At 70.8% G+C, this 24,376-nt stretch carries 20 protein-coding genes; 5 read left to right on the top strand and 15 right to left on the bottom strand.

Going from position 1 to position 24,376, the window contains the following annotated elements:
- Positions 1–10 precede the first annotated feature (10 nt).
- From IPJ59_RS22680 to IPJ59_RS22670, 3 genes are read left to right on the top strand one after another with little or no spacing between them, the layout of a single operon-like run.
- Entirely contained in the window at positions 11–961 is a 951-nt protein-coding gene (locus IPJ59_RS22680) for an NAD-dependent epimerase/dehydratase family protein (protein WP_293273267.1), read from the top strand.
- Positions 962–983: 22 nt separating this feature from the next.
- Entirely contained in the window at positions 984–2,075 is a 1,092-nt protein-coding gene (locus IPJ59_RS22675; RefSeq protein WP_293247694.1) for a glycosyltransferase family 2 protein, read from the top strand.
- Positions 2,056–2,811 carry a class I SAM-dependent methyltransferase gene (locus tag IPJ59_RS22670; RefSeq protein ID WP_293273266.1) on the top strand — a complete coding sequence of 252 codons (756 nt, stop codon included), beginning with the start codon at positions 2,056–2,058 and terminating at the stop codon, positions 2,809–2,811. Before IPJ59_RS22675 ends, IPJ59_RS22670 begins: the two co-directional genes overlap by 20 nt.
- 58 nt (positions 2,812–2,869) lie before the next feature.
- Here IPJ59_RS22670 and IPJ59_RS22665 read toward each other — a convergent pair whose 3' ends face one another.
- From IPJ59_RS22665 to IPJ59_RS22630, 8 genes are all read right to left on the bottom strand, one after another.
- On the bottom strand, positions 2,870–3,826 hold the full coding sequence (locus IPJ59_RS22665) for a lysylphosphatidylglycerol synthase transmembrane domain-containing protein (protein ID WP_293247700.1): 957 nt from the start codon (positions 3,824–3,826) through the stop codon (positions 2,870–2,872).
- Positions 3,827–3,880: 54 nt separating this feature from the next.
- Positions 3,881–4,303: a hypothetical protein gene (locus IPJ59_RS22660; protein WP_293247702.1), complete on the bottom strand. Its 423-nt coding sequence runs from the start codon at positions 4,301–4,303 to the stop codon at positions 3,881–3,883.
- A gap of 39 nt (positions 4,304–4,342) precedes the next feature.
- Positions 4,343–5,074: a coiled-coil domain-containing protein gene (locus IPJ59_RS22655; RefSeq protein ID WP_293273265.1), complete on the bottom strand. Its 732-nt coding sequence runs from the start codon at positions 5,072–5,074 to the stop codon at positions 4,343–4,345.
- Between the two features lie 542 nt (positions 5,075–5,616).
- Positions 5,617–8,868, bottom strand: coding sequence for a protein kinase domain-containing protein (locus IPJ59_RS22650; RefSeq protein ID WP_293273264.1), 3,252 nt, complete (start codon positions 8,866–8,868; stop codon positions 5,617–5,619).
- 875 nt (positions 8,869–9,743) lie between these two features.
- On the bottom strand, positions 9,744–11,036 hold the full coding sequence (locus tag IPJ59_RS22645; protein ID WP_293273263.1) for a lamin tail domain-containing protein: 1,293 nt from the start codon (positions 11,034–11,036) through the stop codon (positions 9,744–9,746).
- A 25-nt stretch (positions 11,037–11,061) separates the two neighbouring features.
- Positions 11,062–12,483, bottom strand: a complete 1,422-nt coding sequence (locus IPJ59_RS22640; protein WP_293273262.1) for a TolC family protein — start codon at positions 12,481–12,483, stop codon at positions 11,062–11,064.
- Positions 12,468–13,283 carry a hypothetical protein gene (locus tag IPJ59_RS22635; RefSeq protein WP_293273261.1) on the bottom strand — a complete coding sequence of 272 codons (816 nt, stop codon included), beginning with the start codon at positions 13,281–13,283 and terminating at the stop codon, positions 12,468–12,470. The genes IPJ59_RS22640 and IPJ59_RS22635 overlap by 16 nt, the downstream gene beginning before the upstream one ends.
- Positions 13,280–13,915: an HlyD family efflux transporter periplasmic adaptor subunit gene (locus IPJ59_RS22630; protein ID WP_293273260.1), complete on the bottom strand. Its 636-nt coding sequence runs from the start codon at positions 13,913–13,915 to the stop codon at positions 13,280–13,282. Before IPJ59_RS22630 ends, IPJ59_RS22635 begins: the two co-directional genes overlap by 4 nt.
- A 127-nt stretch (positions 13,916–14,042) precedes the next feature.
- On the opposite strand from IPJ59_RS22630, the gene IPJ59_RS38745 reads away from it, so the two are divergent.
- A complete protein-coding gene (locus IPJ59_RS38745) occupies positions 14,043–14,582 on the top strand; it encodes a hypothetical protein (protein ID WP_293273259.1) in 540 nt (179 codons plus the stop codon).
- On the opposite strand, the gene IPJ59_RS22620 is transcribed toward IPJ59_RS38745, so the two are convergent.
- The 7 genes from IPJ59_RS22620 to IPJ59_RS22590 all read right to left on the bottom strand — a co-directional run bounded on the left by IPJ59_RS22620 (position 14,556) and on the right by IPJ59_RS22590 (position 21,816).
- Entirely contained in the window at positions 14,556–15,239 is a 684-nt protein-coding gene (locus IPJ59_RS22620) for a DUF4956 domain-containing protein (RefSeq protein WP_293273258.1), read from the bottom strand. The genes IPJ59_RS38745 and IPJ59_RS22620 overlap by 27 nt on opposite strands.
- Positions 15,236–16,030, bottom strand: coding sequence for a polyphosphate polymerase domain-containing protein (locus tag IPJ59_RS22615; RefSeq protein WP_293273257.1), 795 nt, complete (start codon positions 16,028–16,030; stop codon positions 15,236–15,238). Before IPJ59_RS22615 ends, IPJ59_RS22620 begins: the two co-directional genes overlap by 4 nt.
- A 30-nt stretch (positions 16,031–16,060) precedes the next feature.
- A complete protein-coding gene (locus IPJ59_RS22610; protein ID WP_293273256.1) occupies positions 16,061–18,103 on the bottom strand; it encodes a PEP/pyruvate-binding domain-containing protein in 2,043 nt (680 codons plus the stop codon).
- A 10-nt stretch (positions 18,104–18,113) separates the two neighbouring features.
- Positions 18,114–19,127, bottom strand: a complete 1,014-nt coding sequence (locus tag IPJ59_RS22605; protein WP_293273255.1) for a hypothetical protein — start codon at positions 19,125–19,127, stop codon at positions 18,114–18,116.
- A 30-nt stretch (positions 19,128–19,157) separates the two neighbouring features.
- Complete coding sequence (locus tag IPJ59_RS22600) at positions 19,158–20,237, bottom strand: hypothetical protein (RefSeq protein WP_293273254.1); 1,080 nt, start codon at positions 20,235–20,237, stop codon at positions 19,158–19,160.
- A gap of 197 nt (positions 20,238–20,434) precedes the next feature.
- On the bottom strand, positions 20,435–21,349 hold the full coding sequence (gene rimK / locus IPJ59_RS22595) for a 30S ribosomal protein S6--L-glutamate ligase (RefSeq protein WP_293247727.1): 915 nt from the start codon (positions 21,347–21,349) through the stop codon (positions 20,435–20,437).
- Positions 21,346–21,816, bottom strand: a complete 471-nt coding sequence (locus tag IPJ59_RS22590) for an ATP-dependent zinc protease family protein (protein WP_293247730.1) — start codon at positions 21,814–21,816, stop codon at positions 21,346–21,348. Before IPJ59_RS22590 ends, rimK begins: the two co-directional genes overlap by 4 nt.
- Before the next feature lie 170 nt (positions 21,817–21,986).
- Between IPJ59_RS22590 and IPJ59_RS22585 the strand changes: the two genes are divergently transcribed.
- Positions 21,987–24,374, top strand: a complete 2,388-nt coding sequence (locus IPJ59_RS22585; RefSeq protein ID WP_293247733.1) for a DNA methyltransferase — start codon at positions 21,987–21,989, stop codon at positions 24,372–24,374.
- Positions 24,375–24,376 lie beyond the last annotated feature (2 nt).

Here is a 24,376-nt window from a genome sequence, read left to right as displayed (position 1 = left end):
GGAGTCTCGCGTGCGCTGCCTCGTGACCGGGGCGGCGGGCTTCGTCGGCTCGAGCCTGTCGGAGCGGCTGCTGGCGCTCGGGCACGAGGTCGTGGGGGTCGACCGCTTCAGCGATTATTACGGTCGGGCGTACAAGGAGGCGAACCTCGAGCGTCTGCGCGACGAGCCGCGGTTTGAGCTGCAGGTGCACGACTTGGCGGAGTGTCGGATGGAGCCGCTGCTCGAGGGGGTCGAGGTGGTGTACCACCAGGCCGCGCAGGCGGGGGTGCGGGCCAGCTGGGGGCAGAGCTTCGAGACCTACCTGCGGGATAATTTGTGGGCGACGCAGCGGCTGCTCGAGGCGCTGCGCGGGCACAGGAGCGTGCGCAAGGTGGTGTATGCGTCGTCGTCGTCGGTGTATGGCGAGGCGCACGAGCTGCCGATGCGGGAGGCCAGCGCGACCCGGCCGTACTCGCCCTACGGGGTGACGAAGCTGGCGGCGGAGCACCTGGTCGAGCTGTACCGCCACAACTTCGGGCTGGCGGCGGCGTCGCTGCGATATTTCACGGTGTACGGGCCGCGGCAGCGGCCGGACATGGGCTTTCACAAGTTCATCGAGGCCGGCCTCGACGGCCGGCCGATCCACCTGTTCGGTGACGGTGAGCAGACGCGGGACTTCACCTTCATCGCCGACATCGTCGAGGCCAACATCGCGGCGGCGGCCGACGGGGTGGCGGGGGTGTTCAACATCGGCGGCGGCTCGCGGGTCACGCTGCGCGAGGTGCTGGCGACGATCGGCGAGCTCACAGGGCCGCTGCAGATCGAGCGGCAGGGGCGCGAGGCGGGGGACGTGCTGGACACCTGGGCCGACGTGTCGCGCGCGGCCGAGGTCATGAACTACGCGCCGCAGGTGGCGCTGCGCGAGGGGTTGGCCGCGCAGGTGGCCTGGCACCACGAGCGGCGGGCGCGGCTGGGCCGGTGAGCGTCGGAGGGCGTCGACCGGCATGAGTGAGACGCCAGGACAGAGCATCGCGCCGGTGCGGGCCGTGGCGATCAACGGGCCGCTGCTGCACCGCCGCGGGCAGCCGGACCGCGAGCCCTACGTCTCGGTGGTGGTGCCGATCTTCAACGAGGTCGACAACATCGAGGCGCTGCTCGCCGAGCTGATGGCGGCGATGGAGCGGACCGGTCGCAGCCACGAGCTGATCTGCGTCGACGACGGCAGCACGGACGGGAGCTTCGAGCTGCTGCGGGCCGCGCACGCGCGCGACCCCCGGGTGATCGCGGTCCGGTTTCGTCGCAACTTCGGGCAGACGCCGGCGATCGCGGCGGGCTTCGACCGCGCGCGCGGGGAGTGGGTGATCACGATCGACGCCGACCTGCAGAACGACCCGGCCGACATCCCGCGGATGCTGGCGCGGGCGGAGGAGGGCTACGACGTGGTCAGCGGGCGGCGGGTCCAGCGGAAGGACGCGCTGCTTAGCCGCAAGCTGCCGTCGCGGGTGGCCAACTGGTTGATCGGTCGCATCACCGGGGTGGCGCTGCACGACTACGGCTGCTCGCTCAAGGTCTATCACCGCGACGTGGTCAAGAACGTCAAGCTGTACGGCGAGCTGCACCGCTTTGTCCCGGCGGTGGCGTCGAGCCTGGGGATCCGGTGGACCGAGATGGCGGTCAATCACCGCGCGCGCACGGCCGGGGTGTCGAAGTACACCGGGTTCTTTCGCACGGTGTCGCGGACCATGAAGGTGGCGCTCGACCTGATGACGGTGCGCTTCCTGCTGACCTACTCGACCCGGCCGGCGCACGTGTTCGGCGGGCTCGGGGTGCTGACGGGCGGGCTCGGGGTGGCGATCGGGCTGTACCTGACGGTCGAGAAGCTGGTCTGGGGGCACGAGCTGGCCGACCGGCCGCTGCTGATGTTGGCGGTGCTGCTGGTGGTGGTCGGCGTGCAGCTGGTCAGCCTCGGGCTGATCGGCGAGTTCGTGGTCCGCACCTACCATGAGTCGCAGCGCAAGCCGATCTACATGGTGCGCGAGGTGCTGGCGGACGACGACGCGCTGGCGGATGGGGCGGATGGATCGCAGCGCGTATGATCGCTGGTTCGAGCTCGAGGACCGGCACTTCTGGCGGATCGCCAAGCGCGAGCTGATCCTCGAGCTGGTCGAGCGGCACCGGCCCGCGGCGGCGCCGGGGCAGCCGCTGCGGCTGCTCGACATCGGCGGCGCGTGCACGCTGCTGACCCGCGAGCTCGGCCGCTTCGGTGAGATCACGATGGTCGAGCACGACGCGGAGATGGCCCGGTTCGCGGCGGAGACGCTCGGGCTGCCGGTGCACCACGGGAGCCTGCCCGACCGCCTGCCGGCCGACCTGGGCGGGCCCTTCGACGTGGTGACGCTGATCGACGTGCTCGAGCACATCGACGACGACGTGGCGGCGGCGCGGGCGGTGCTCGAGATCTTGCGGCCGGGGGGGCTGGCGGTGATCAGCGTGCCGGCCGTGCCGCTGCTGTGGAGCGAGCACGACGTGTCGGTGCATCACCGGCGGCGCTACATGGCGGGGACGCTGCGGCCGGTGCTGTTGGCGGCGGGGTTCGCCGTCGAGCGCCTGACCTATCACACCTCGCTGCTGTTCCCGGCGGTGCTGGCCCAGCGCGTGTGGAGCCGGCTGCGGCGGGGGCTCGAGGCGCGCGCGGAGTATCCGGTGCAGGCGCCGCCGGCGGTGATCAACCAAGCGTTTTATGCGGTGATGAACCTCGAGCGGAGATTGCTGCGGCGGGTCGACATGCCGATCGGTTCGTCGCTGGTGGCGATCTGCAGGCGGGCGGCGTGATGGGATCTGGTGAGATTGGCGGACGGAGTGCCGAGCGTGCTCGAGTCGGTGTGAGTCGCTACTTCGCGGGCTCGCCGACGGGCGGGGGCGCGACCTGCCAGCTGATGAAGCCCATGATCACGGCGGCGACGTAGATGACGAGGAAGACGCCGAGGCCGTAGATCACGCCGGCCTCGCTGCTGTGGCCGAGCAGCGGGAAGGCGAGCGCGAAGAACAGCTCGCGGACGCCGAGGCCGGAGATCGAGATCGGGAGGAGGCCGAGCAGGCTCGAGACGGCGAGCAGACCGACGACGCTGAGGACGCCGAGATCGAGGTTGAGGGCGACGGCCAGGAGGTAGCCCTGCAGATAGTTGATGACGAAGGCGAGGATCGTCCAGACGACGGCGCGGGCGATGTCGGCGGGGCGCTGCTGCTTGAGGCCGGCGAGGAAGCGGTCGAAGCCGGCGAGCTCGGGCTGACCGGGGAGCCAGCGGTACATGACGGCGGCGACGCGGCGCAGGAGGCCAGGCAGGAGCAGGAGCAGGGGGCCGAGCGCGGTGACTGCGACGCCGAGCCAGAGCACGAGCGCGAGCTCGCCGGTGAGGGCGGCGCCGAGGAGGGCGACGCCGAGGCCGGCGAAGGCGAGCAGGACGTAGAGGTCGCAGAGGCGGTCGATGGTGAGGAGGGCGAGGCCGTCGGCGTAGGGGATGCCGAGGTCGTGGCGGAGATACTGGACGCGCAGGAGGTCGCCGACGCGGCCGGGGGTGAGGAGGCCGACGTAGCCGGAGGAGAGGAAGGAGGTCCAGGCGCGCAGGCGGCTGTAGCGGTGGCCGCGGGCGGCGAGCAGGACGTCCCAGCGCAGGACCTTGAAGTAGTAGTTCAGCGCGCCGAGCAGCATGGCGCCGGTGAGCGGCAGGATGTCGTGGCGGTCGAGCTGATCGAGGACGACGCCGGCGCCGTGCAGGCGGTAGAGGACGACGACCAGCAGCGCGGGGCCGACGAGGCGGATCGCCAGCTTGAGGACGCGGCGCGGCATGCTGGGCGCGCGAGTATACGCCCGCTTGCGAGGGGCGTGCGAGCTGACGCGAGGTCAGCGGGGCGTGCCGGCGATCGCCGCGGTCAGCTTGGCGAGGAAGGCCTCGCGCTCGGTGGTGGCGACGAGGTCGCGGCCGAGCGTGAGGGCGGCGACGGAGATCAACATGGCGATGACCTTGGAGCGGACGAGGTAGTGCACGCCGATGAAGTCGGCGTTGTGGCGCTTACCCCAACGCTTGAGCTCGTCGCGCGCTTCGGCGTCGTAGCTGGCGAGGTCGTACCAGTCGTGGAACACGGCGACCCGACCGTGGCGCATCTCCTGCTCGGCGTGGCCGGTGTAGAAGCGCAGGGCCGCGGCGCTGGCGTGGCCGCGGATGCGGGTGACGAGGAGGCGCGGGGCGGGGCGCCACAGCAGGGCCTCCATGCCGGCGTCGCGGTAGGACTCGGCGTCGGCGGGGTTCCAGGTGAAGGCCGGCATGGCGGGGGTACGTGGGCGACGGGGCAGGCGACTCGAAGGCTACTCGATGGGGAGCGGCGCGGGGTCGCGGACCATCCGCAGGAAGGCCTTGATGCCGGAGATGAGCTCGCGGTTGTCGGTGAGGCGGTCGAGGCTCTCCTCGAACTTGCGGGCGAGGGCGGCGATCTTGAGGTCGAGGTCGCCGCGCTGTTTGTCGGCGCGGGCGAGGGCGGCGTCGTGTTCGCTGCGCAGGGCCTCGAGGGTCTCGCGCAGCTCCTTGACGGCGAGCTCGTGGGCCTCGACCTGGGCGCGCAGCTTCATGACGTCGTCGCGCGGGAAGCGGGTGTCCTCGGCGATGTGCTCGAGGCGGCGCCGGACCTGCTGGATCGACGCGGTGGCGGGGCGGACCAGGCTGCTGAGGAGGTAGAAGCCGGCGAAGGGGTAGCCGAGCTGGTTGCCGGTGAACAGGGCGAGGGCGAGGGCGACGGCGGCCGAGAGGATGTGGATGCCGAGGCTGGTGGCGAGGGTCCAGCGCTTGACCTTCTCGGCGAACGCGAGCTGGTCGGCGGTCACGGTGATGCCGGCGTCGATCGATCGCCGCATCTCGCCGAGCACCTCGCGGGCCCGGAAGTGCAGGTTCCACGGCAAGGTGACGAGCACGACCAGCCAGATCAGGGCGGCCCCGCCGGCGCCCCAGGTGACGAGGGTCCCGGGCGGGACGCCGCGCCAGGTCGACACCGCGAGCGCGGCGACGTAGGCGAGGAACAGGAACGCCAGAGCCGAACCTTGCACGGGCCCAGGATACCCGGGGCGGGGGCGCGGGGGCAGGCCACGCGCAGGGGGCGAAGTCGACCTCGCGCCACGTCGCCCGCCGCACCCTCGGCGTCACCGCCGCCCTTGTAATGCAAACAGGTCTTCTGCATATTGAGCACGATCGTCACGGACACTAACTCCTCAAGGAATGTGTTGTTCATTCCGGGGAGATTGAAGAAATGAATATTGACGGTGCTGAGGATAGTTTTACTAATATTCTTGCCTTCCTTGATTGTGTCGAGATTTTGCGAATCCGTAATCCGGACAGTCACAACCTGCGACGGCGGTCTACCCTTGCGCCAAGTGACACCTTAGCAACAGTGGCTCACTCATTATATTCAAGTCAGAGAGAACGATGTCGACGTCGTTCGTCATGCGCTGTGCACCATGGGCGATCGCGGCGAGGCCTCCCACGATCACGAACTCGACCCCGCCTTCACTCAGGCGGCGCAGCGAGCCGCCCGCGGACCGGTCCAGATGCTGCCCGCGCCCGGGCAAGGACCCGTCCCGCAGGACCCTGATCACGAACCCGCGAACACGAGATAGATCAGCGTCACCACGACCCCCGCGCCGAGCGCGAGGAATGCGACCGTGCCCGCGGAGGGGCGCCGCGCGGTGTCGAGGAAGGTTTGATCGTGATCGGGCAGGGGCACCGGCGACCTCGCTTCGCGAGCGTCGCGCCGGGCGCTCGACTCGACGTCGTGCACCTCGAGCGAGTCGAAGACCGCGGCGACGGCGTGGTCGCCCAGCACATCCGACTCCTTCGAGATGGCCGCGAATGCCTTGACGAGCGAGACGCCGGGCTCGATCGCCGGGGCTGCGGCGGCTGCAGGGCTCGCGGTGTCGCCGGGCGGCGTGCTGTCCGCGGGTCGGGGCTGCGGCGGTGGCTGGCTGGCCATCGGTACCACCACAGCGATCTCGGTGCGCAGACCGCTGTCCGTGGGCATGGCGGCGAGGGGCGTCGCTGCGGCTGGGGGCGGTGATCCTGCGATTGCGGTCGCTGCGATGTCGAGCGGCTTCGCTGGGGGCGGTGATCCTGCGATTGCGGTCGCTGCGATGTCGAGTGGCTGCGCTGGCGGCGGCGATGCTGCGATTGTGGTCGCTGCCACGCCGAGGTCCGGGGTCGCCGCCAGGACGGTGCTCGAATGAACGATCGGCCGGGGAGTGGCCATCAGGGTCGGCGGGAGGCTGTTGCGGCCCTTGATCGCGGCGGACAGGGCCGAGCGGAATTCGCTGCCATTGCGAAAGCGGTGATCTCGGTTCCAGGTGATCGCGGTGCGAATGACCATGCGGATCGCCTCGGGGACCTTCAATTCACCGATCAGTCGGTCGGTGTCGCGGATCACGTCCATGGTCAGGTCGCGCTCGTAGAACAGGAACGCGAGGGTCATCCCCAGGCCGTAGACGTCGGCCCGGGCGTCGGCCTCGCCGGCCTGCTCCATCATCTCGGGGGCGGCGTAGATCACGGTGCCGAGGCCGCCGGCGGTGCCGCCGGTGGTGTCGTCGGCGCGGACCAGGTCGAAGTCGGTGAGATAGGGGGTGCCGTCCTCGGCGACGAGGATATTGCTCGGCTTGACGTCGCGGTGGACGATGCCGCGTTCGTGGGCGAAGGCGAGCGCGTCGGCGACGGAGATGAGCATCTGGAGGCGCCTGGAGACCGAGAGAGCGCCGCCCATGACGGCGTCGCGGAGGGTGCCACCGGCGACGTACTGCATGGCGAAGTACTCATATTCGCCGTCGCTGGCCCAGGGTTCGATGATCTTGACGATATGCGGGTGGTCGAGCTGGGCCATGATCCGCGCGCCGCGGAAGAAGCGTTCGCGGCGCTCGGGGTTATGCACGTGCTGCGAGTGGAGGACCTTGAGCGCGACCGCTGAATCGGTGGACTTGTCGAGCGCCCGCCAGACGGTGGCGAAGCCGCCGGCGCCGAGGAGGTCGAGGACGACGAAGCGGTCGTCGAGGACATCGCCGTGGTGCAGGGAGCGGCCCATCCGCAGGGAGCGGCAGAGCATGTTGATCTCCTCGCGCACGGTCCTGGTGTCCTCGCCCAGGTGCTCGAGTTGGGCCTTGCGCGCGCGGGCCAGCTCGAGCCGGTGCTCGATGTCGCGGGTGCTGTCGGACTTGATGATCGTGGAGGCGCGCGGTGTCGGGCCGCCCGGGGCCAGCCCCGCGAGGGTCGGGCCGCCCAGGGCTGGGCGGTCCAGGGTCTCGACGATCTGGTCGCAGATCTGCTCGAGGGCGTGGTCGGCCTCGGTGAAGGGCAGGCTGTCGAGCGGGCGCGAGGGGTCGCCGAGGACCTTGAAGTCGACGAGGTCGGTATCCTCGTAGTCGCTGGCCCGAACCGAGATCCACAGGACCGGGAGGCCGCGGCCCTGGGCCATGAATGCCAGCGAGAAGAGCTCCTCGCCGGGCGCGAATTGCTCGGCCAGGAATTGCGGCGAGACCAGCAAGATGACGGCCTTGGCCCCGGTCAGGGCGGTCGCAATGGCGTCACGCTGGTGGGCGCCGGGTTCGAACTCGCCGCAGTCGCAGGTCGTGAGGCGGTTGCCGTCGCGGTGGGTCTTGAGGTGTTGCTGCAGGTGCACGACCCAGCGGCGGTCGGCGGGGTTGCAGCCGATGATCAGGTGCTCGGCGGCGGCGCTCGTCGGCGCGGGCCGCGGGACCTCGGCGACCTCGTCGATGATCAGCGATTCGTCGCGGACGGCGGGGCCGACGACGGGGCCGCTTGGGTTGGCCCACGGGCGCGGCACGGCGGTGCGGGTGGGCGTGAGCTCGGGGTGCTCACGGGCGCCGCTGGGCTCGGGCGGGCTCGGGGCGGCGAACGCGGTGCGGGCGAAGGCGAGGCCCTCGAAGGGTGCCAGCGCCGCGCTCAGCTCGGCGCAGGAGGCGTAGCGCTGCTCGCGGTCCTTGCACAGGCAGCGGTCGACGATCGCGGCCAGGCCCTCGGGGACGTGCGGCGCCACCTGTGCGAGCGGCGGGTGCGGCGTGTGCAGGATCGCCGTGAGCATGGACGGCAGGTCTGGGCCATCGAAGGGCGCGACGCCGGAGAGCGCCTTGTAGAGAATGGCCCCGATCGCCCAGATATCGGTGCGCAGGTCGACCTGGGCGGCGCCTCGCGCCTGCTCGGGCGAGGTATAGGCGGGGGTGCCCATAAACAGGTTCATCGCGGTCATGGCCTTGCGGCCCTCGACCGAGAACTTTGAGATGCCGAAGTCGAGGAGCTTGACCACCAGGTGGCCGTCCGCGGGTTCGTGGAGGAAGATGTTCTCCGGCTTGATGTCGCGGTGGACGATGCCGGCGCGGTGCACCGCCTCGAGGCCGATCAATGCCTGGCGGAGCAGCAGCACGGCGGTCTCGGGGGCGAGCCGGCCCTGCTGCTGGATCAGCGCCTCGAGCGGGCGCCCGAACAGCCGCTCGAGGACGATGTAGGGCCCGTGGACGCTGCTCTTGACGAGGTCGAGGACATCACATACGTGCGGGTTATGAATGCGGCCGGCGGCGGTCGCCTCCCACAGGAAGCGGGCGAGCACGGCGGGGTTGCTGACGACCTCGGCGCGCAGCGATTTGATCGCCACCTCCTTCTGGGTGTCGATATTCCGCGCGTCCCACACCAGGCCAAAGCTGCCCTCGCCGAGCAGCTGCTTCAGCCGGTATTTGCCGTCGAGCAGGATCGTCTGCCTGGACTTCGGGCACGCCGGGAGGTCCTCCAGGTGGTGGTCTGCGCAATAGGGGCAGGGCAGCGGCTCGCGCGCATGAGCGAAGGTGTCGGTCATGGCGCCCGGATCTTTCGCACCCGGGCGCGGCCGCTACGGCCCGTAGGGTGCCCGCCACGGCCGAACCGGAGCCGGGCACCCTGCTCCGCGCAGGAGGTCCCCGGTCGAGGGGGTGCCGACGAGCTCCGCAGCATCGCGGGCACTGTAGCCCGCAACGCGCGAGGTCCACAAGGCGGGATCCCGGGGCGCGGGATAGTCCTCGAAAGAGGACCACAGATTTGTGGAGTATTTCGGTGGCCACACAATGATATATGCGATCCACGATATCGGTGCGCAGTGGAGCTCAGGAGGCCGGAGTCCATGCCAATTGGCTGGAGACCATACGAGCGGGTCGGCGCCCGATCTGCGCAGTATGGTCAATCGCCCCATCGACGCTCAGACCCGAGGCCGCCAGGGGGCGCAAGATCGGGTCACAATTCGGGAGACAGAGCGCGAGCACAAGGTACTGATCGGAGCGACAGCTGGTCTTAAGCGGGCAGAGGGGTGCGTTAGAAGTGCCGGTGCACTGCCGGAAGAAAATCCCGTGATTATCGGCATCGACATCCCAGCAAACCGATCCCAGGGCGCAATCATCGACACCAGCGAAAGGGCCTTCCGGCGTGGTACAGGTCTCGCCGGGGGGACGTGCGGCCGTGGTGGGCAAGTTGGTGGTCGAAGGATCGCCTTGGCTCGTGGTTGGTGTGCCAGTGCCCGACTCGGGGCCTGCAGGAGCAGGACCGCGCGACGGAACACGAATCGCCGCACTCCTGAGCTGCTGCAGCCCAAATTGCGCCGTCTCGTCCGTGCCTCGAATCGAGGCACGATATCAGGGGTCCGGGGACCACACGACAGAAAACCTAAAATTATTTTAGTTTTTCTGTCGTTGACAGCGCCCTTCACGGCCCTTTGTTAGGCAGCCCCAGCGTGGGAACGCAGTCGACCGTCCAAACACCGGCGGGCCCGTCGGGGAGGCGGCAGTAGGACAGCGCCGCCTCGCTGGGCCCGTAGCTGACGTGGTTGATCGGCTTCAGGCCGAGGTCCAGAAGGGTCACGGAATCGCCGGTATCGCCGAGGCCGAAGGGGTGTTGGCCGGCGAGGTCGCCCTTGGCGATGACGAGGTACTCCTTGGGGGCGACGCTGGAGGCGGCGGGGAAGACCAGCTTCTCGAGGTCGGCGTCGGGCTTGTAGGCGGGGTCGACGGGGTCGTCGGTGAGGATCCACCCGGAGATGTCGATGGCCTGGGCGCCGGCGTTGTAGAGCTCGATGCGGTCGTCGCTGGACTCGACCTCGTTGATGACGAGCATGCTGCCGGACGTGCAGGCGGAGGCGTCGAGGAGGCAGCTGGCGGCGCAGGCCAGGGTGCCGCCGGTGAAGCCGAGCTGCTTGCAGTCGTGGCCGTCGAGCTGCTTGCCGTCGCAGACCTCTTCGCCTTCGAGCTTGTCGTTGCCGCAGGTCACGCTGGCGGGCTTGTTGGCGCTGCCGAGGGTGAGGTCGCAGGTCTGCCAGGCGCCGCTGCCGTCGGGGATCCGGCAGTAGGAGACGGCCGCGTCGGCGCCCTGGACGATCAGCTGGTCGACGACGACGTCGCTGGCGTTGGCGAGGGTCAGGGTCTCCTCGCTGCTGCTGCTGATGCCGAAGGGGAGCTCGCCCTCCATGGTGTCAGGGTTTAGCTCGACGAGCACGAAGAAGGCGCCCTTGGCGAGGCTGCTGCCGGCCGGGAATATGTAGGTCTTGTCGACCGGGAAGGTCGGGTCGTCGGAGAGCTTCCAGCCGGCGAGGTCGATCGCCTCGGCGCCGATGTTGGTCAGCTCGATCGCGTCGCCCTTGTCGGCGAAGGGGCCGTCGACCGCGCCCTTGGAGGTGACCTCGTTGAGGGCGACCTGGGCGGCCCCGGGGTCGCTCTCGCAGCCGCTGGTGACGTACTTGCAATCTGCGCTGCACTGCAGGGTGCCGCCGCTCCACATCGGGTCCAGGCCCTGACAGGTCTGGTCGGCGAGGTCGTCGCCGTCGCAGTCCTCGCCGTCGTCGCGGGTGCCGTCGCCGCAGACGCCGGCGCCGGTGGGGGTGTCGGTGGTGGGGGTGTCGCCGGTGCTCGAGCTGGCGGCGGTGGTGTCATCCGTCGTGGCGTTGGTGCCATTGCAGGCACACACGACAATGAGGGTTGCGAGGGGCAGGGCTAATGTACGCATATTGGTTTGTGTAGAGATGGAGAGGTCAATGCGTGAGCGGGCCGCCGAGGGCGAGCTCCAGGTCGATGAGGGCGTCGCGGCGATCGTGGAGGGCGGCGAGGTGGAGGCGGCGGGCGGCGACCCGGCGGGCCTCGATCTCGCCGGCTTGCAGCGGGTCGAGGGCGCCGGCGGCGAGGGCGGCCTCGGCGGCGCGGGCGGCCTCGTCGAGGCGGGGGAGCAGGGTGGCCTCGAGCTCCTGCACGCGGGTGTTGGCCCGCTCGACGCGGGCGAGGGCGTCGCGGACCTCGCTGGCGACCTGCGAGACGCTGGCTCGCTCCTCGGCCTCGCGCTGGCGGACGAGCGCGCGGGCGGCCTTGATCTCGCCGCGGTTCCAGCTGAACAGGGGGACGTCGAGGGCGAGGCCGAAGCCGAAGGCGGCGGGGGTGCTGCTGGCGCCGAAGTAGTAGTTGACCTGGGCCCAGCTGAGCCACGGGTAGACCTCGCTGCGGGCGAGGTAGACGCCGGCCTGGGCCTGGCTGACGCGGCTCTGGGCGGTGCGCAGCTCGGGGCGGGCGCGCAGGGCCTGCTCGGTGAGGCGGGTCATGTCGAGGGGGAGGTCGCGGGCGCCGAGGGTGTTGGCGTCGACGCGGAAGGTTCGCGGTGGGCCGGGGCCGATGAGGCGGGTGAGTTCGGCTTCGGTGAGGGCGAGCTCGTCGCGGGCGCGGCTGGCCTGCTCGAGGGTCTCGGCGTGGTCGACGTCGGCGAGGGCGAGGTCGACCTGGGTGGCGGCCTGGCGCTCGAGGCGAGCGCGGAGCTGGGTGCGGCGGGCGTCGCCGAGGGCGGCGGCGCGGGTGAGCTCGTCGATGTCGGCACGGAGGAGGGCGAGGCGGGCGTAGCGGCGATCGATCTCCGAGCGGAGGAGGCGGCGGGCGGCCTCGGTCTCGCTGTGGACGCTGTCGGCGGCGAGGCGGGCCTGCTTGACGCGGGCGTGGACGCTGCCGGGGCGGGGGATCGGTGCGCGCAGGCCGAGGTTGAAGCCGGTCTTGCCGCCGGCGGTGTCGTCGACGCGAAAGTTGGTGAAGCGGACGGTGGGGTTCTCGACCTGCTTGGCGACGTCGACGCCCGCGGCGGCGACCTCGGCCTCGGCCTCGGCGACGGCGAGCTCGGGGTTGTTGGCGAGGGCGAGGGCGTAGGCCTGGTCGGCGCTGAGGGCGTCGTCGGCGGCGGGGCTGGGCGTGTCGCGGCTGCCGGCGGGCGTGTTGCTGCCGGGGCGCGTGGACTGCATGTCGTGCCAGGTTGCGACGCTGCGCTGCGGGGAGTAGGCCGGGGCGTGGAAGCAGCCGGCGGCGAGGGTGAGGCCCAGCGCGTGGGTGGCGGCGATGGGGATCCGGGGGTTGCGTCCGGCTGGCGGTCGCGCTGCCTGGGTCGCCACCAGTCCGTTGGTGGCGGCGATCAGGGGGCGGGCCACGGGAGCTCCATCCACAGGCTGGGCGCGGCGCCGGTGTCGAAGACGACGACCAGAGCGGCGCCGTCGTGGCGCAGGGCGATGCCCTCGGGCTTGAGTCCGGGGAAGCTGTGGAGCTTGCGGGGGGCGGCGAGGCCGTTGCGACCGTCGGCGAGCCAGAGGGCGCCGTCCTGGGTGCTGGGCTCGGTGCCAGAGGCGGTGCTGGCGATCAGGAGGGTGCCGTCGGCGAGCTCGAGCAGGTCGGAGATGCCGGCGGGGTGGGGGCTGCCGTCGGCGAGGACGGTCAGCGGGGCGGCGCCCCAGAGCGCGAGGCCGGCGTCGCGGGTGGTGCCGCCGGCGAGCAGGACCTCCGGGCGTGGGAGGTGCCAGATCGGGGCGTGGTCGGCGGCGTCGAGCGGCTCCTTGAGGCCGAGCAGGAGGCCGCCTTGCGCGGTGGGGGTCATGCCCTCGAGGTCGAGCTTGGCGGTGCTGGCGAGGCCGAGGGTGGTGAGGAGCTTGCGGTCGGCGCCCAGCTGGTCGGCGAGGGAAGTGCTGGCGAGCACGTGTGCGCCGGTGGCGTCGATGGCGATCTGGGCGAACAGCTGGCGGGTCGCGGGGCGCTTGCCCTTGCGGCTGCGGCTCTGGGAGGCGAGCAGGTAGAGGCTGCCGTCGGGGCCGGGGGCGAGGGCCTCGAGGTCGCTGAAGCCGGCGATGCCGGCGACGACGAGTGGTTCGGGGTCGACGCGGCCCTGGGCGTCCATGGTGAACAGCCAGGGGGCGTGCTCGTTGAGTTTGTCGTGACCGGTGTCGTCGCTGGCGATCACGAAGCGGTCGCGGGCGGGCAGCCAGGCGATCGCGGAGGGCTCGAAGCGGGTGCGGGCGGCGAGCGCGGGCGGGAGCGCGAGCGGGCGGGCGCTGCTGTTCGCGCCGGGGCGACGGCCGGGGCGACGGGCGGGGCGAGCGCGGGTGTTGGTGCAGGTGCAACGGTCGAGGGTGTGGCGGCGCGGGGGGAGGGGTGGCCGAGGAAGCTGACGGAGAAGGCCTGGCCGGGGAGGAGGGGGAGGTGCTCGTCGAGGGCGACGGCGACCTCGCGGCCCCACTCGGGGAGCTGGGGGTTGCGGCGGCAGCGGAGGGGGAGCTCGCTGACCTGGGGGGCGACGCGGGTGACGTGGCTGGCGAGGCCCTCGCCGACGGCGCCGCGTGGCGTGACGATCGCGGCCTCGCCGATGCGCACGGTGCCGGCCTGGGTCTCGTGCAGGCAGACGATCACCTCGTCGTCGTCGCCGGGGCCGTGGCTGACGATGGTGAGGATCGGGAGGCCGACGGTGGCGACCTCGCCGGGGCGGACGAACACGGCAGCGACCTCGCCGTCGGCGGGGGCGCGGAGGATCGTGGCGTCCTTCTGGGCGGCGAGGAGCTCGGCGCGGCCGGCGAGGACGGCCAGCTCGGCGCGCAACCGGGCCGAGGGCGAGCTCGGTGGCGCCCTGCGGGAGGAGGGCGCGGCGGGCCTTGGCGCCGGCGACCTGGCTGACGAGCTGGGCGACCAGGGTGTCGGCCATCTGCAGCTGTTTCTGCAGGCCGGCGTGGGTGACGCTGAGGGCGTCGAGTTCGCGGCGGTCGGCCATGTGGAGCTCGACGAGTTCGCTGAGGCGCTGGGTCTGGGTCTCCAGGGCCTTGAACTCGGCGGCGCGGACGTTGCGTTCGGCGCGGGCGGACTTGAGGGCGAGGTCGGCGGCGGCGACGGACTCCTCGAGCTCGCGGGAGGACTCGCCGACGCGGACGTCGGTCTCGGAGCGGACGGCGCCGATCTCGGCCTCGAGGCGGGTGCGTTCGGCGGCGACGATGGCGAGTTCGGCGTCGATGGTGCGGGCGTCGAGGGTGGCGACGACCTGGCCGGCGCGGACGCGCTGGCCGGGGGCGACGATGAGGGTCTCGACGCGGGCGGCGAGGGCGGGGGCCAGCTTGTATTCGACGCCGAGGGCGAAGCCGACGGCGCTGACCTGGCGGACGTCGTGCCAGAGCCACGCCGCGGTGGCCATCGTCACGCCCCACATGCCCCACGGCAACAGCCGCGTCCTGACCCACTCGATCATCGCTTACAGCTCCACCGTCGGCTCTTGTAGCAGCAAGGATACGTCTTGAATGCCCGGGGTGGCCTCGAGGGCCTGGACCAGGGTGGCGCGCTGACGCGGGCTACCGAGGCGGATCTGGTAGGCGTGCTCCATCGCCTGGCCCTGGGCGACCTCGCGGAGGGTGACGAGGGCGACGAAGCGGGTGTGGGCGCGCAGGAGCGCCATGATGCCGGTCTCGTCGGCGCCGACGGGGAGCTGGAAGCGGAGCAGGCCGTCGAAGCGGCGCTGGCTGCCGAATTCGCTGACGGTGAGGGTGACGACGGCGAGGCAGAACAGGGCGGTGCCGCAGACGGCGGCCGCGTGGGCGCCGAGCCCGGAGGCGATGCCGCAGCCGAGGCCGGCGAACACGAACATCATGTCGCGAGGGTCGCGCAGGGCGGTGCGGAAGCGGATGATCGCCAGGCCGCCGGCGATGCCGAGGCCGGCGGCGATGCTGTTGCCGATCGCGAGCATGAGCATGCAGGCGATGATGCTGCCGAGGACGATCGCGTGGACCAGGCCCTGGGAGTAGGACATGCCGCGGAAGGTCCAGACGTAGACGGCGCCGAGGGCCTGGGTGAGGCCGAAGGCGAGCAGGAGCGAGAGCGCGGCGGCCTTGAGGCTCAGGGCCTCGCTGACGCCGTGCGACCACAGGTCGAGGCCGTTCACCGCCAGCCTCCGGCGTGGCGGGGGGTGCGGAGGTCGGGCGGGCAGTAGAAGGCCTGGATCGAGGTGCCGTACTTGGAGAAGGAGCGGCGCGCGAGGCCGCAGAGCTCGACGATGTGGACCAGCCAGCTGGGGACGTGGGTGGTGAACTTGAGCTCGAGGACGATGAGGGAGTCGAGGGTGCGCTGGGTGATCGCGTCGTCGAGGGCACGCCAGCCGCGGGCTTCGGACTCGAAGGACAGCGTGCGCATGGCCTGGGCGCGGATGCGGGTGTCGAAGGTGACGCGGGCGTAGTCGTCGATGCGGCTGAAGTAGGGCTCGCGCTCGTAGCGGACCAGGGTGTAGGGGCGGAGGTTCAGGGTGCGGGCGATCGAGACGAAGCGTTCGACGGCGACGCGGTCCTTGCCGGTGATCTCGGCGGGGATCGGCGCGGCGGGGTCGCTGAGCATCGCGGTCCACAGCTTGCGCGGGACCTTGCCGCGGGTCTTCAGGATGACGTCGTTGACGCGGCGCTTGACCTCGAAGAAGACCGGGCTGCCGGGGACCTCGGCGTAGCCGCGGACGCGCACCTTGATGCGGTCGAGCTGCTCGTGGTGGTTGGCCCAGAACAGGCCGAGGGCGGCGGTGTCGAGGTAGAGGCTCTCGATGGTGTAGATGCCGCGGGGGTTCTTGGCGGCCCAGGGGTCGAGCTCGCAGAACGGGCGGATCGCCGAGCGCACCGCCGCGGCCGTGGGGGCGTCGATCAGGTACTTGAATTCTCTGCGCTCGATGACGTTGACGTTGGCCGCGGACATGGACCTCCCGAAGTGCGAGCCTCGAAATGCTCAGTCGCCGCGTCCCGGGTAGGGGCGCGCCTGTTTGATGTAGAGCGTGGGCGGCTGGCCGGGGTCGGCCTCGTCGTCGAACTTGAACTCGATGTCCATCGCGTACCAACCATCGTTGCCGGCGGCGGGACCGTAGGCGGACGAGAAGCGATGATGGATCGCATCGAGGGCCGTGCCAAGCTGGTAGACCTGCTTGGTGCTGAGCACGGTCTCGCCCGCGGGCACGAGGCTCGAGTGCGCGAGGTAGGAGATCGGCTGGTTGGGCGACCCGAAGAAGTAGAGGAATTGGTCGCTGGCGATGCCGGGGGGCGGGTGCACGACCTCGACCTCGCCGCCGTACTGGACGTTGATGTAGAAGGCGGGGTCGATGCCGGAGGCGTCGAAGGGGTTGGCGGTGACGGCGACGCCGTTGGCCTCCTCCTCGGGGAAGTTGTGGTGGACGAGCAGGGCCATGGCGACCGAGCTGTGTTTGATGCCGTAGTAGCTGCGCTCCTCGAAGGTGCGAAACAGCCACGCGCTGGCGTAGGTCTCGCGGATCGCGTCGAGGACGTCGGGCCAGTCGGCGGGGTCGCCGGTGTGCGACTCGTAGCAGCCGGCGCAGGGGAAGCCGTCGAGGTCCTCGCTGTTGGTGCTGGTGCGGAAGCGCATCGTCTGGCCGGGGTAGTCGGCGGCGAGCTTGGCCTTGAGCTTGGCCTGGAAGGCGCCGTCCAGCGGGGCGTCTTGCATGTCGACGCGCAGGAGGGCGAGCTGCTGGTCGCGGACGGTGGCGTCGGTCTTGAAGTCGGGGTCGGCGAGCAGGCCGTCGATGCGGTCGTAGAAGCCGTTGTCGACCATGAACTGCTCGTAGAAATAGACCGGGACGGCGAAGGCCTTGGGGATCGGGACGCCGTCGGTGCGGGCGAGGATCGAGTACTGGGCCGCCTTGCCGCCGAAGGCGCGCACGGACTCCTTGATCGCGTCGCGCAGCGAGGCGCCGCCCGCGGGCTCGGGGGTGACGGCCTCGATGTCGACCAGCTCCTGGATGTCGAGGTTCTTGCTCGGCAGGGTCACGGGGTCGGGCTTGTGCTCGTCCCAGAAGGCCTCGGCCTCGGCCTGCGTGACCTCGTGGATGGACCAGGCGGAGGACTCGACCTTGAGCTCGATGAGCTTGCCCTCGAAGGCGCGCAGGGTCTCGTTGGTGGTCGCGCCGCGCAGGCCCATGTTGGGGGTGTGGCGGTTGAGCGAGAGGACGTTGACGTGGGAGAGCGGGGTCTGAAACTCCTCGGTGATGAGGCCCTGGACCACGGAGATGTCGTTGGGGGCCTCGTCGAGGACGAGGATCTCCTGGTAGGAGACGTACTCGGTCTCGAGATCGGCGGCGTTGAGGAAGCGCAGGCGGCCCATGGCCGAGCCGAGTGAGAGCGGCTGGTAGTCGATCGCGGCGTAGAGCTCGTCGGTGCTCATCACCGGGATGTCCTTGGGCAGCTTGGCGGCCTCGACGGTGACGGCCTCCGAGGTGGGGTGGAACACCAGGGTGTCGCGGAAGTAGGCCTCCTTCTGGACCCCGCGGAATAGGGTCTCGATCATCGCGGCGGAGGCGGTGTCGTAGGGGGCCAGCTCGAGCGCATAGACCTTGGGGCCGTCGTAGTAGGTGACGGCGCCGAGGTTGAAGCGGCGCTCGGGGGAGTAGTACTCGGTGGTGTTGAAGTCGGAGAGCTGGGGCACCAGCGGGAGCGTGTCGCCCGAGAGGTGGGTCGACACGAAGTCGTAGTGGATCTGGTAGAGCACGCTGTTTTGGAAGTACAGCGCGTCGCTGTCGGCGTGGTCCTGCACCACCTTCACCGAGCGGGCACCGGGCAGGTTGGCGTCGATCGGCTCGGAGGCGAGGGCCTGGAAGTCTTCGGCGCAGCCGATGTGCTGGATGAACTCGGGGGCCTCGCCAGCGGGGATCTGGCAGGTCTCCTCGGTGGGCTCGCTGGTGTCTGCGGTGGTCTGCGCGCCGCCGTTGCAGGCGGTGAGGAGGCCGAGCAGGAGCAGTGAGCGGGTGGTGCGGTGGGCGGGCATGACGGGTCGCTCAGGGGGTGAGTGCGAAGCAGTAGAAGCCGCCGTAGCCGCCGCCGGAGCCGACGGTGTTGGAGTTCGGATCGGGCGGGCCCATCTCGATCAGGCTGACGCCGGGGGCGCAGCCGGACTCGTCGAGGGAGGACATCCAGTTGGCCATGCTGCCGTCGCCCATGCCGGGGCCGGGGCCGGGGCCGGGGCCGCCCATGCCGTAGCGGGGCCACGAGTGGCCGACGCGCGGCTTGCCCTCGCTGCCGGTGTTGCCGGTCCAGTCGGCGCAGGTGGCGGTCTTGCTGTAGAGCTGGCCGTTCTCGTTGGTGCCGGTGAGGGTGTCGTGGTTGTCGACCTCGGGCTGGTTGGGGTCGGGCTGGTGGTTGGGGACGCCGTCCTCGTTGGGGAAGTCGTCCTTGATCGCGGGGTCGATGTTGGTGGGTCGCTCGGTGAGCAGGTCGGCCTTGGTCAGGGCGAAGGTGCGGCCGAGGCGGTCGTACCAGGGGCCCTCGCCGACGCGGTCGATGGCGTTGACCTGGTTGCCGTTCTCGTCGGCGACGGCGCTGAGGAAGGCGCGCCACTGCTTGTTGCCGGCGCCGGGCATGCTCTTCTCGGCGATCGTGGCGCAGATCTTGTCGGCGCCGCGCAGGCCGGCGCCGGGGCCGTCCTCGCCGAAGCGGAGGTCGCCGCCGAAGCCCTCCTGGTTGCCCGAGAGCTCCTGCAGGGCGATCAGGCTGGTGACGAAGAAGCTGAACTTCTCGGTGGGGATGACCTCGCCGGTGCTCTCGCCGTTGCTGTCGGTGCCGGCGGTGGTGGCGTCGGTGGTGGCGTCGCCAGTCGGGTCACCGGTCGGGTCGCCAGTCGGGTCGGCGGAGCCGGCGGTGGTGGGCGCGTCGGTGGTGGGCGCGTCGGTGGTGGCGCCGGTGGAGGCGCTGGTGCCGTCGGTCTCGCCGTCGCCGTCGCCGGTGCACCCGAGGGTGACGAGGACGAGGGCGCCAGGGAGGAGGCCAGTGAGGAGGGAGAGGGGGCGGGTCATGGCGTAGTTCATGGGAAGGGGGGGCCTTGATTACTTGCAGGTGAGGTCGTCCTGGCAGGTCTGACCGTTGGGGCACTCGCTGGTGTCGCTGCAGGACGTGACGCCGTCGATGTCGACGAAGTGTTCGGTCTTGGCGGAGATGACGAGGTCGACGCGACCGGTGGCGATCGCCGCGGAGCCGACGGAGCGGCGGGTGACGATGATCGACGGGAAGCCGGCGACGCCGAGGTCGAGCAGCTCGGAGATCAGCGCGCCGGGGAGCTCGAGCGAGCCGGTGTCGGCGGTGTCGCACTCGATCATGCCCTTGGTGCCGCCGTGGTGGCTGATGTCGAGCTTGACGTGGATGCTCGAGCGGCTGGGGTCGGCGGCCGGGGTCCACTGCAGGGTCACGGGGGTGTCGGCGACCAGCGGGATGCTGGCGTTCTTCAGCTCGAGCTGGGCGATGCCGCGGGCGCTGAGCTTGAAGGCGTCGACGTCGGCGCCGGGGGCGTCGAGGGTGACGAGGTCGCCCTCGGCGAAGGCGGGATAGGCGAGGGTGATGCTGCCGGGCGGCTGATAGTTGTTGGCGATCGGGTCCATCGTGAACTCGGTCGCGCCGTCGCTGGTCTTGAGGCCCTTGACGGTGATCGTGCCGGCGCTGCCGGCGGTGGGGTACGGCGCGCAGGTGTTGTCCTCGACGCACACGGCCGAGCCGCCGCAGGGGGTGTCGCAGAACGGCACGCGGGGGGTGAAGAGCTGACACTCGCCGGACTTGGTGCCGGCCTCCCAGATGATCGTGGCCGGGGTCTCGCCGTCGTAGACCTTGCCGACCACGGCCGTCTTGCCGGCGCTGGCGGGCGAGGTGTCGCTGGCGGGGACTGGCGCGACCAGCTGGACCTGGAAGGTGCCGACGAGGGTCTCGGGGTACTCCACGTTGCCGGTGTCCCCGGTGGGGGTGCTGGTGTCCTCGTCGCCGGCTTCGCTGCTGGCGGTGTCGCTGTCTCCCTTGGCGTCGCCGCAGGCCAGCGGGAGGAGGGCCAGGAGGCCGACCGCAAACCCCCGAATCGCCGGGTGCTGGGGGATCTGGGCCGACGTGGAGGTGGCGATCGGAGGCGGGCGAGGGGGCTGCATGGGCGTCGCTGAGTGGGTCGCCTCAGGGTCTGCCAGATTACAGCCAGGTCGCAAAAATGTGTCAGCCAGGCTTTACGCGCACGGACGCGCGCGAATTGGCTGCTGGACGTCCGCGAAGGTGGGGACGGCGACATCACGGCGGTGCGCCGGAGTTCGGTCAGCACGATGGGGCGCACGCGAGGGGTGAGTCGCGGATCCTAGTACTTGTTGTGGTCGCCGCTCTTCTCGCCGCCGTTGCCGCCGACGATCTTCTCGAGGAATTGGATGATCGCGTCGGCGACGTCGACCTCGGAGGTCTTTTCGATGCCCTCGAGGCCGGGGGACGAGTTGACCTCCATGACCACGGGGCCGTGGTTGGAGCGGAGGATGTCGACGCCGGCGACCTTGAGGCCGAGGATCTGGGCGGCGCGCACGGCCGTGCTGCGCTCCTCAGGGGTGAGCTTGACCTTCTCGGCCCTGCCCCCGCGGTGGAGGTTCGAGCGGAACTCGCCGGCGGCGCTCTGGCGCTTCATGGCCGCGATCACGCGGTCGCCGACGACGAAGGCGCGGATGTCGGCGCCGCCGGCCTCCTTGATGAACTCCTGTACGAGGATATTGACGTCGAGGCCGCGAAACGCCTCGATCACCGAGGTGGCGGCCTGTTTGGTCTCGGCGAGGACGACGCCGATGCCCTGGGTGCCCTCGAGCAGCTTGACGACGAGCGGCGGCCCACCGACGATATCGACGAGGCCGTCGATATCCTTGATCGAGTGGGCGAAGCCGGTGACGGGCAGGCCGATGCCCTTGGCGGCGAGGATCTGCAGGCAGCGCAGCTTGTCGCGCGAGCGGGAGATCGCCTGCGAGCTGTTGGGCGTGAACACACCCATCATCTGCAGCTGGCGGACCACGGCGGTGCCATAGAAGGTGTTGGAGGCGCCGATCCGGGGGATCATGGCGTCGTAGCCCTCGAGCTTGCGGTTCTGGTAGACCACCACCGGATGGTGGGAGGTGATGTTCATATAACAGCGCAGATAATCGACGACCTGGACCTCGTGCCCGCGCTTCTGGCCGGCCTCCTTGAGCCGGGCGGTCGAGTACAGCGAGGTCTTGCGAGAGAGGATGGCGATCTTCATGGAGCCCTCACTCTGGGCTGTGGGTGGCCCTGGGGGCGGCCGCAGCGGTAGGAGCCGCCGGGGTCGACCGCGAATCTGCGGCGCAGGGCCTCGCGGCCGAGCAGCATGCGAAAGCCGAGGAGCGAGCGGTTGGTCAGGGTCAGCTCGGCGGCGAAGCGGTGGCCGCCGAGCTCGACGAGGGTGCGCACGACGGGGCGCAGCTCGGTGTCGCCGCTCGAGTTGCGGACCAGGCGGTGCTCGACGAACTCGGCCTCGGCGGCGACGCTGGCGTCGTCGTCGCGCTGGTGCGGGTGCACGTGGAAGCGGACGCGTTTGCCGTGGAGCTGGACGTCGAAGGCGTGGAGGGCCGAGGTGCGGGCGCCGGTGTCGACCTTGGCCTTGAGCGCGGCGATGCCGAGCTCCGGCAGGCTCACCCACTCACGCCAACCGATCACCACAAGGGCGTCGCGGTCTCGCCGAAGCGTCATGGCCGGGGTCTCGTGGGGGGTCGCGGGTCACCGCGGCCTGGCCACCTTGCGCCCTCGTGCGGGGCCTGGTCAAGCGGTGGCGAGGTGGCGAGGTGGCGCGTGCGTGGACCTCGCGCGGCGGGCAGGGGGCGTCTTCTCTCGTGGTCTCGCGGGGTGTTAAGGTGCGGCTCGTGGACGACCTGGATCTGGACGATCAGGCGCTGGTTGGGCGCGTGGGGGAGGGGATCGCCACATTCGCGGCGGACCCCGGGCAGCGCGGGGGCGACCTGTGCGTCGCGGTCACGCGGGGCGCGGCGGACCACGTCGCGGCCGTGTTCACGCGGATGACGGCCCGTGGCATCGCCCGCGCGGCGGCGCAGCGGTTCACGCTGCAGTGCGTGGTCGCGCTGTCGGCGGAGGCGCTCGGGGCGGCGCCGCCGGGGATGTTCGCCAGGGTCGTCGCGGAGTGTCGGCTGCAGCTCGGTGTCGAAGAGCGGGAGCAGCTGTCGCGCGCGGCGCAGGCAGATTGGTCGCGGGTGGAGCCGGCGAGCTTCGGGGCGTTGTTTCAGGCGAGCCTGGACCCGGGGCGCAGGCATGCTCTCGGGGCGCACTTCACGAGCGAGGCGGACATCGCCCGGATCGTGGTCCCGACGATCGTGCGGCCGTGGCGAGAGCGCATTCGCGGGGCGGGGACGATCGAGGAGCTGGCGCAGCTCCGGCGCCGACTCGGTGAATACCGGGTGCTCGATCCGGCGTGTGGGAGCGGTGATTTCCTGCATTCTGCGTACCGCGCGGTGGTCCGGCTGGAGATCGAGCTGGTCCAGCGGATGCGGGAGCTGGGCGGGGCGGTCGTGGCCGGCGCGGTGGTCCGGGTCGGGAATTTCCTCGGTCTCGAGCGGGACCCGCTGGCCGTGGAGCTGGCGCGGGTGACGATGCTGCTGGGCGAGCAGCGGGCCCGCGGGGAGCAGCGGGCCGCGTTCGCGGTCGATCCGTCCGCGGGTGGTGGGGAGGCGGCGATTCGCTGGGATCACGTCAATACGAGCATTAGCGAGGCTGACGCGCTGTTCGTGGAGTGGCCCGCGGCCGACGCGATCGTCGGCAATCCGCCGTTTCAGGCCAAGAACAAGCTGCAGGGGGAGCTCGGGGTGGCGTATGTCCAGGCGCTGCGGGCGAGGTATCCTGAAGTTTCGGGGATGGCGGATTACTGCGTGTATTGGTTTCGCCGGGCGCACGACGCCTTGCCGCCGGGCGGGCGGGCTGGTCTGGTGGGGACCAACACGATCCGACAGAACGCGAGCCGTGAGAGCGGGCTGGCGCACATCGTGCGGACCGGGACGATCGTCGAGGCTGTCGCGTCGGCGGTGTGGCCCTGCGACGCGGCGGTCCACGTGTCGATCGTCAACTGGGTGAAGGGCTGCGAGCGGCCGGGGAAGCGGCGCCTCTCGTGGCAGGAGGGGGACCGGGCGGACGGTCCGTGGGTCACGCTGGAGGTCGACGAGATCGGCCCTTCGCTTTGCCCGGGGACGGACCTCAGCGCGGCGCGGACGCTGGCGGGCAACGCGGGCGCTGGCTGCTGCTATCAGGGGCAGACGCACGGACACGCGGGGTTCCTGCTGTCCGCGGAGGAGGCGGAGGCGATGATCTCGGCGAGTCCGCGCGACGCCGAGGTGATCTTTCCGCTGGTGAACGGCGAGGAGCTCCTGGCCGGACGGGAGGGGGCGCCGAGGCGGTATGTGATCGACTTCGGCGAGCGCGAGCTCGCCGCGGCGCGCAGCTACGAGGCGCCGTTTCAGCGGGTCTGGCAGCGGGTCTGGCCGGACCGGCGCAGCGCGATGGCGGCGGAGCTGGGGCGCAACGCGGAGCTGCTGGGCCGCGATCCCCGGGCGCGGGTGAATCGTCATCACGCGCAGTTCCTCGAGCGCTGGTGGCGGCTGTCGTGGCGCCGGGGCGAGATGCTGGCGGCGATCGCCGAGCTCCCGCGGTACATCGTGTGCGCGCGCGTGGCCCGGCGCCCGATCTTCGAGTTTGTGGCGCGGGAGCTGCGGCCGGGTGATTCGCTGGTGGTGTTCCCGCTGGCCGACGATTACTCGCACGGGATCTTGCAATCCTCGATCCACTGGGCGTGGCTGATGGGGCGCTGCTCCACGCTCAAGCGGGACTTTCGTTACACCTCGAGGACGGTGTTCGATTCGTTCCCGTGGCCGCAGGAGGGCCAGAGATCGCAGGTGCTTCGCGTCGCGGCGGCGTCGCGGCGGCTGAGGGCCGCGCGGCTGGAGCTGTCGCGCCGTGACGGCCTGTCGCGGCGGGCGATGTACCGCGGGCTGGAGGGGCCGGGGCGCGGCCCGCTGCGGGACGCGCACGCCGAGCTCGATCAGGCGGTGCGCGATATCTATGGCGTGCGGGTCGAGGCGGAGGTCCCTGGCCGCCTGCTTGCGCTCAATCACCGGTTGGCGGACGCGGAGGCCCGCGGCGAATCGGTGGTGGGGCCGGGGCTCCACGCGCTCGGGCTCGGCCCGGACATCGCGCGACGATGTAACTCAGAGGATTGCATTCAGGTGAGTCGAGGGTGGGGCGCCTGAGC

Source organism: Nannocystis sp., assembly GCF_016714285.1.
Classification (GTDB): Bacteria; Myxococcota_A; Polyangia; order Nannocystales; family Nannocystaceae; genus Nannocystis.
Note: the sequence above shows the minus strand (reverse complement) of the source record. Positions and strands in the feature narration are given on the sequence as shown.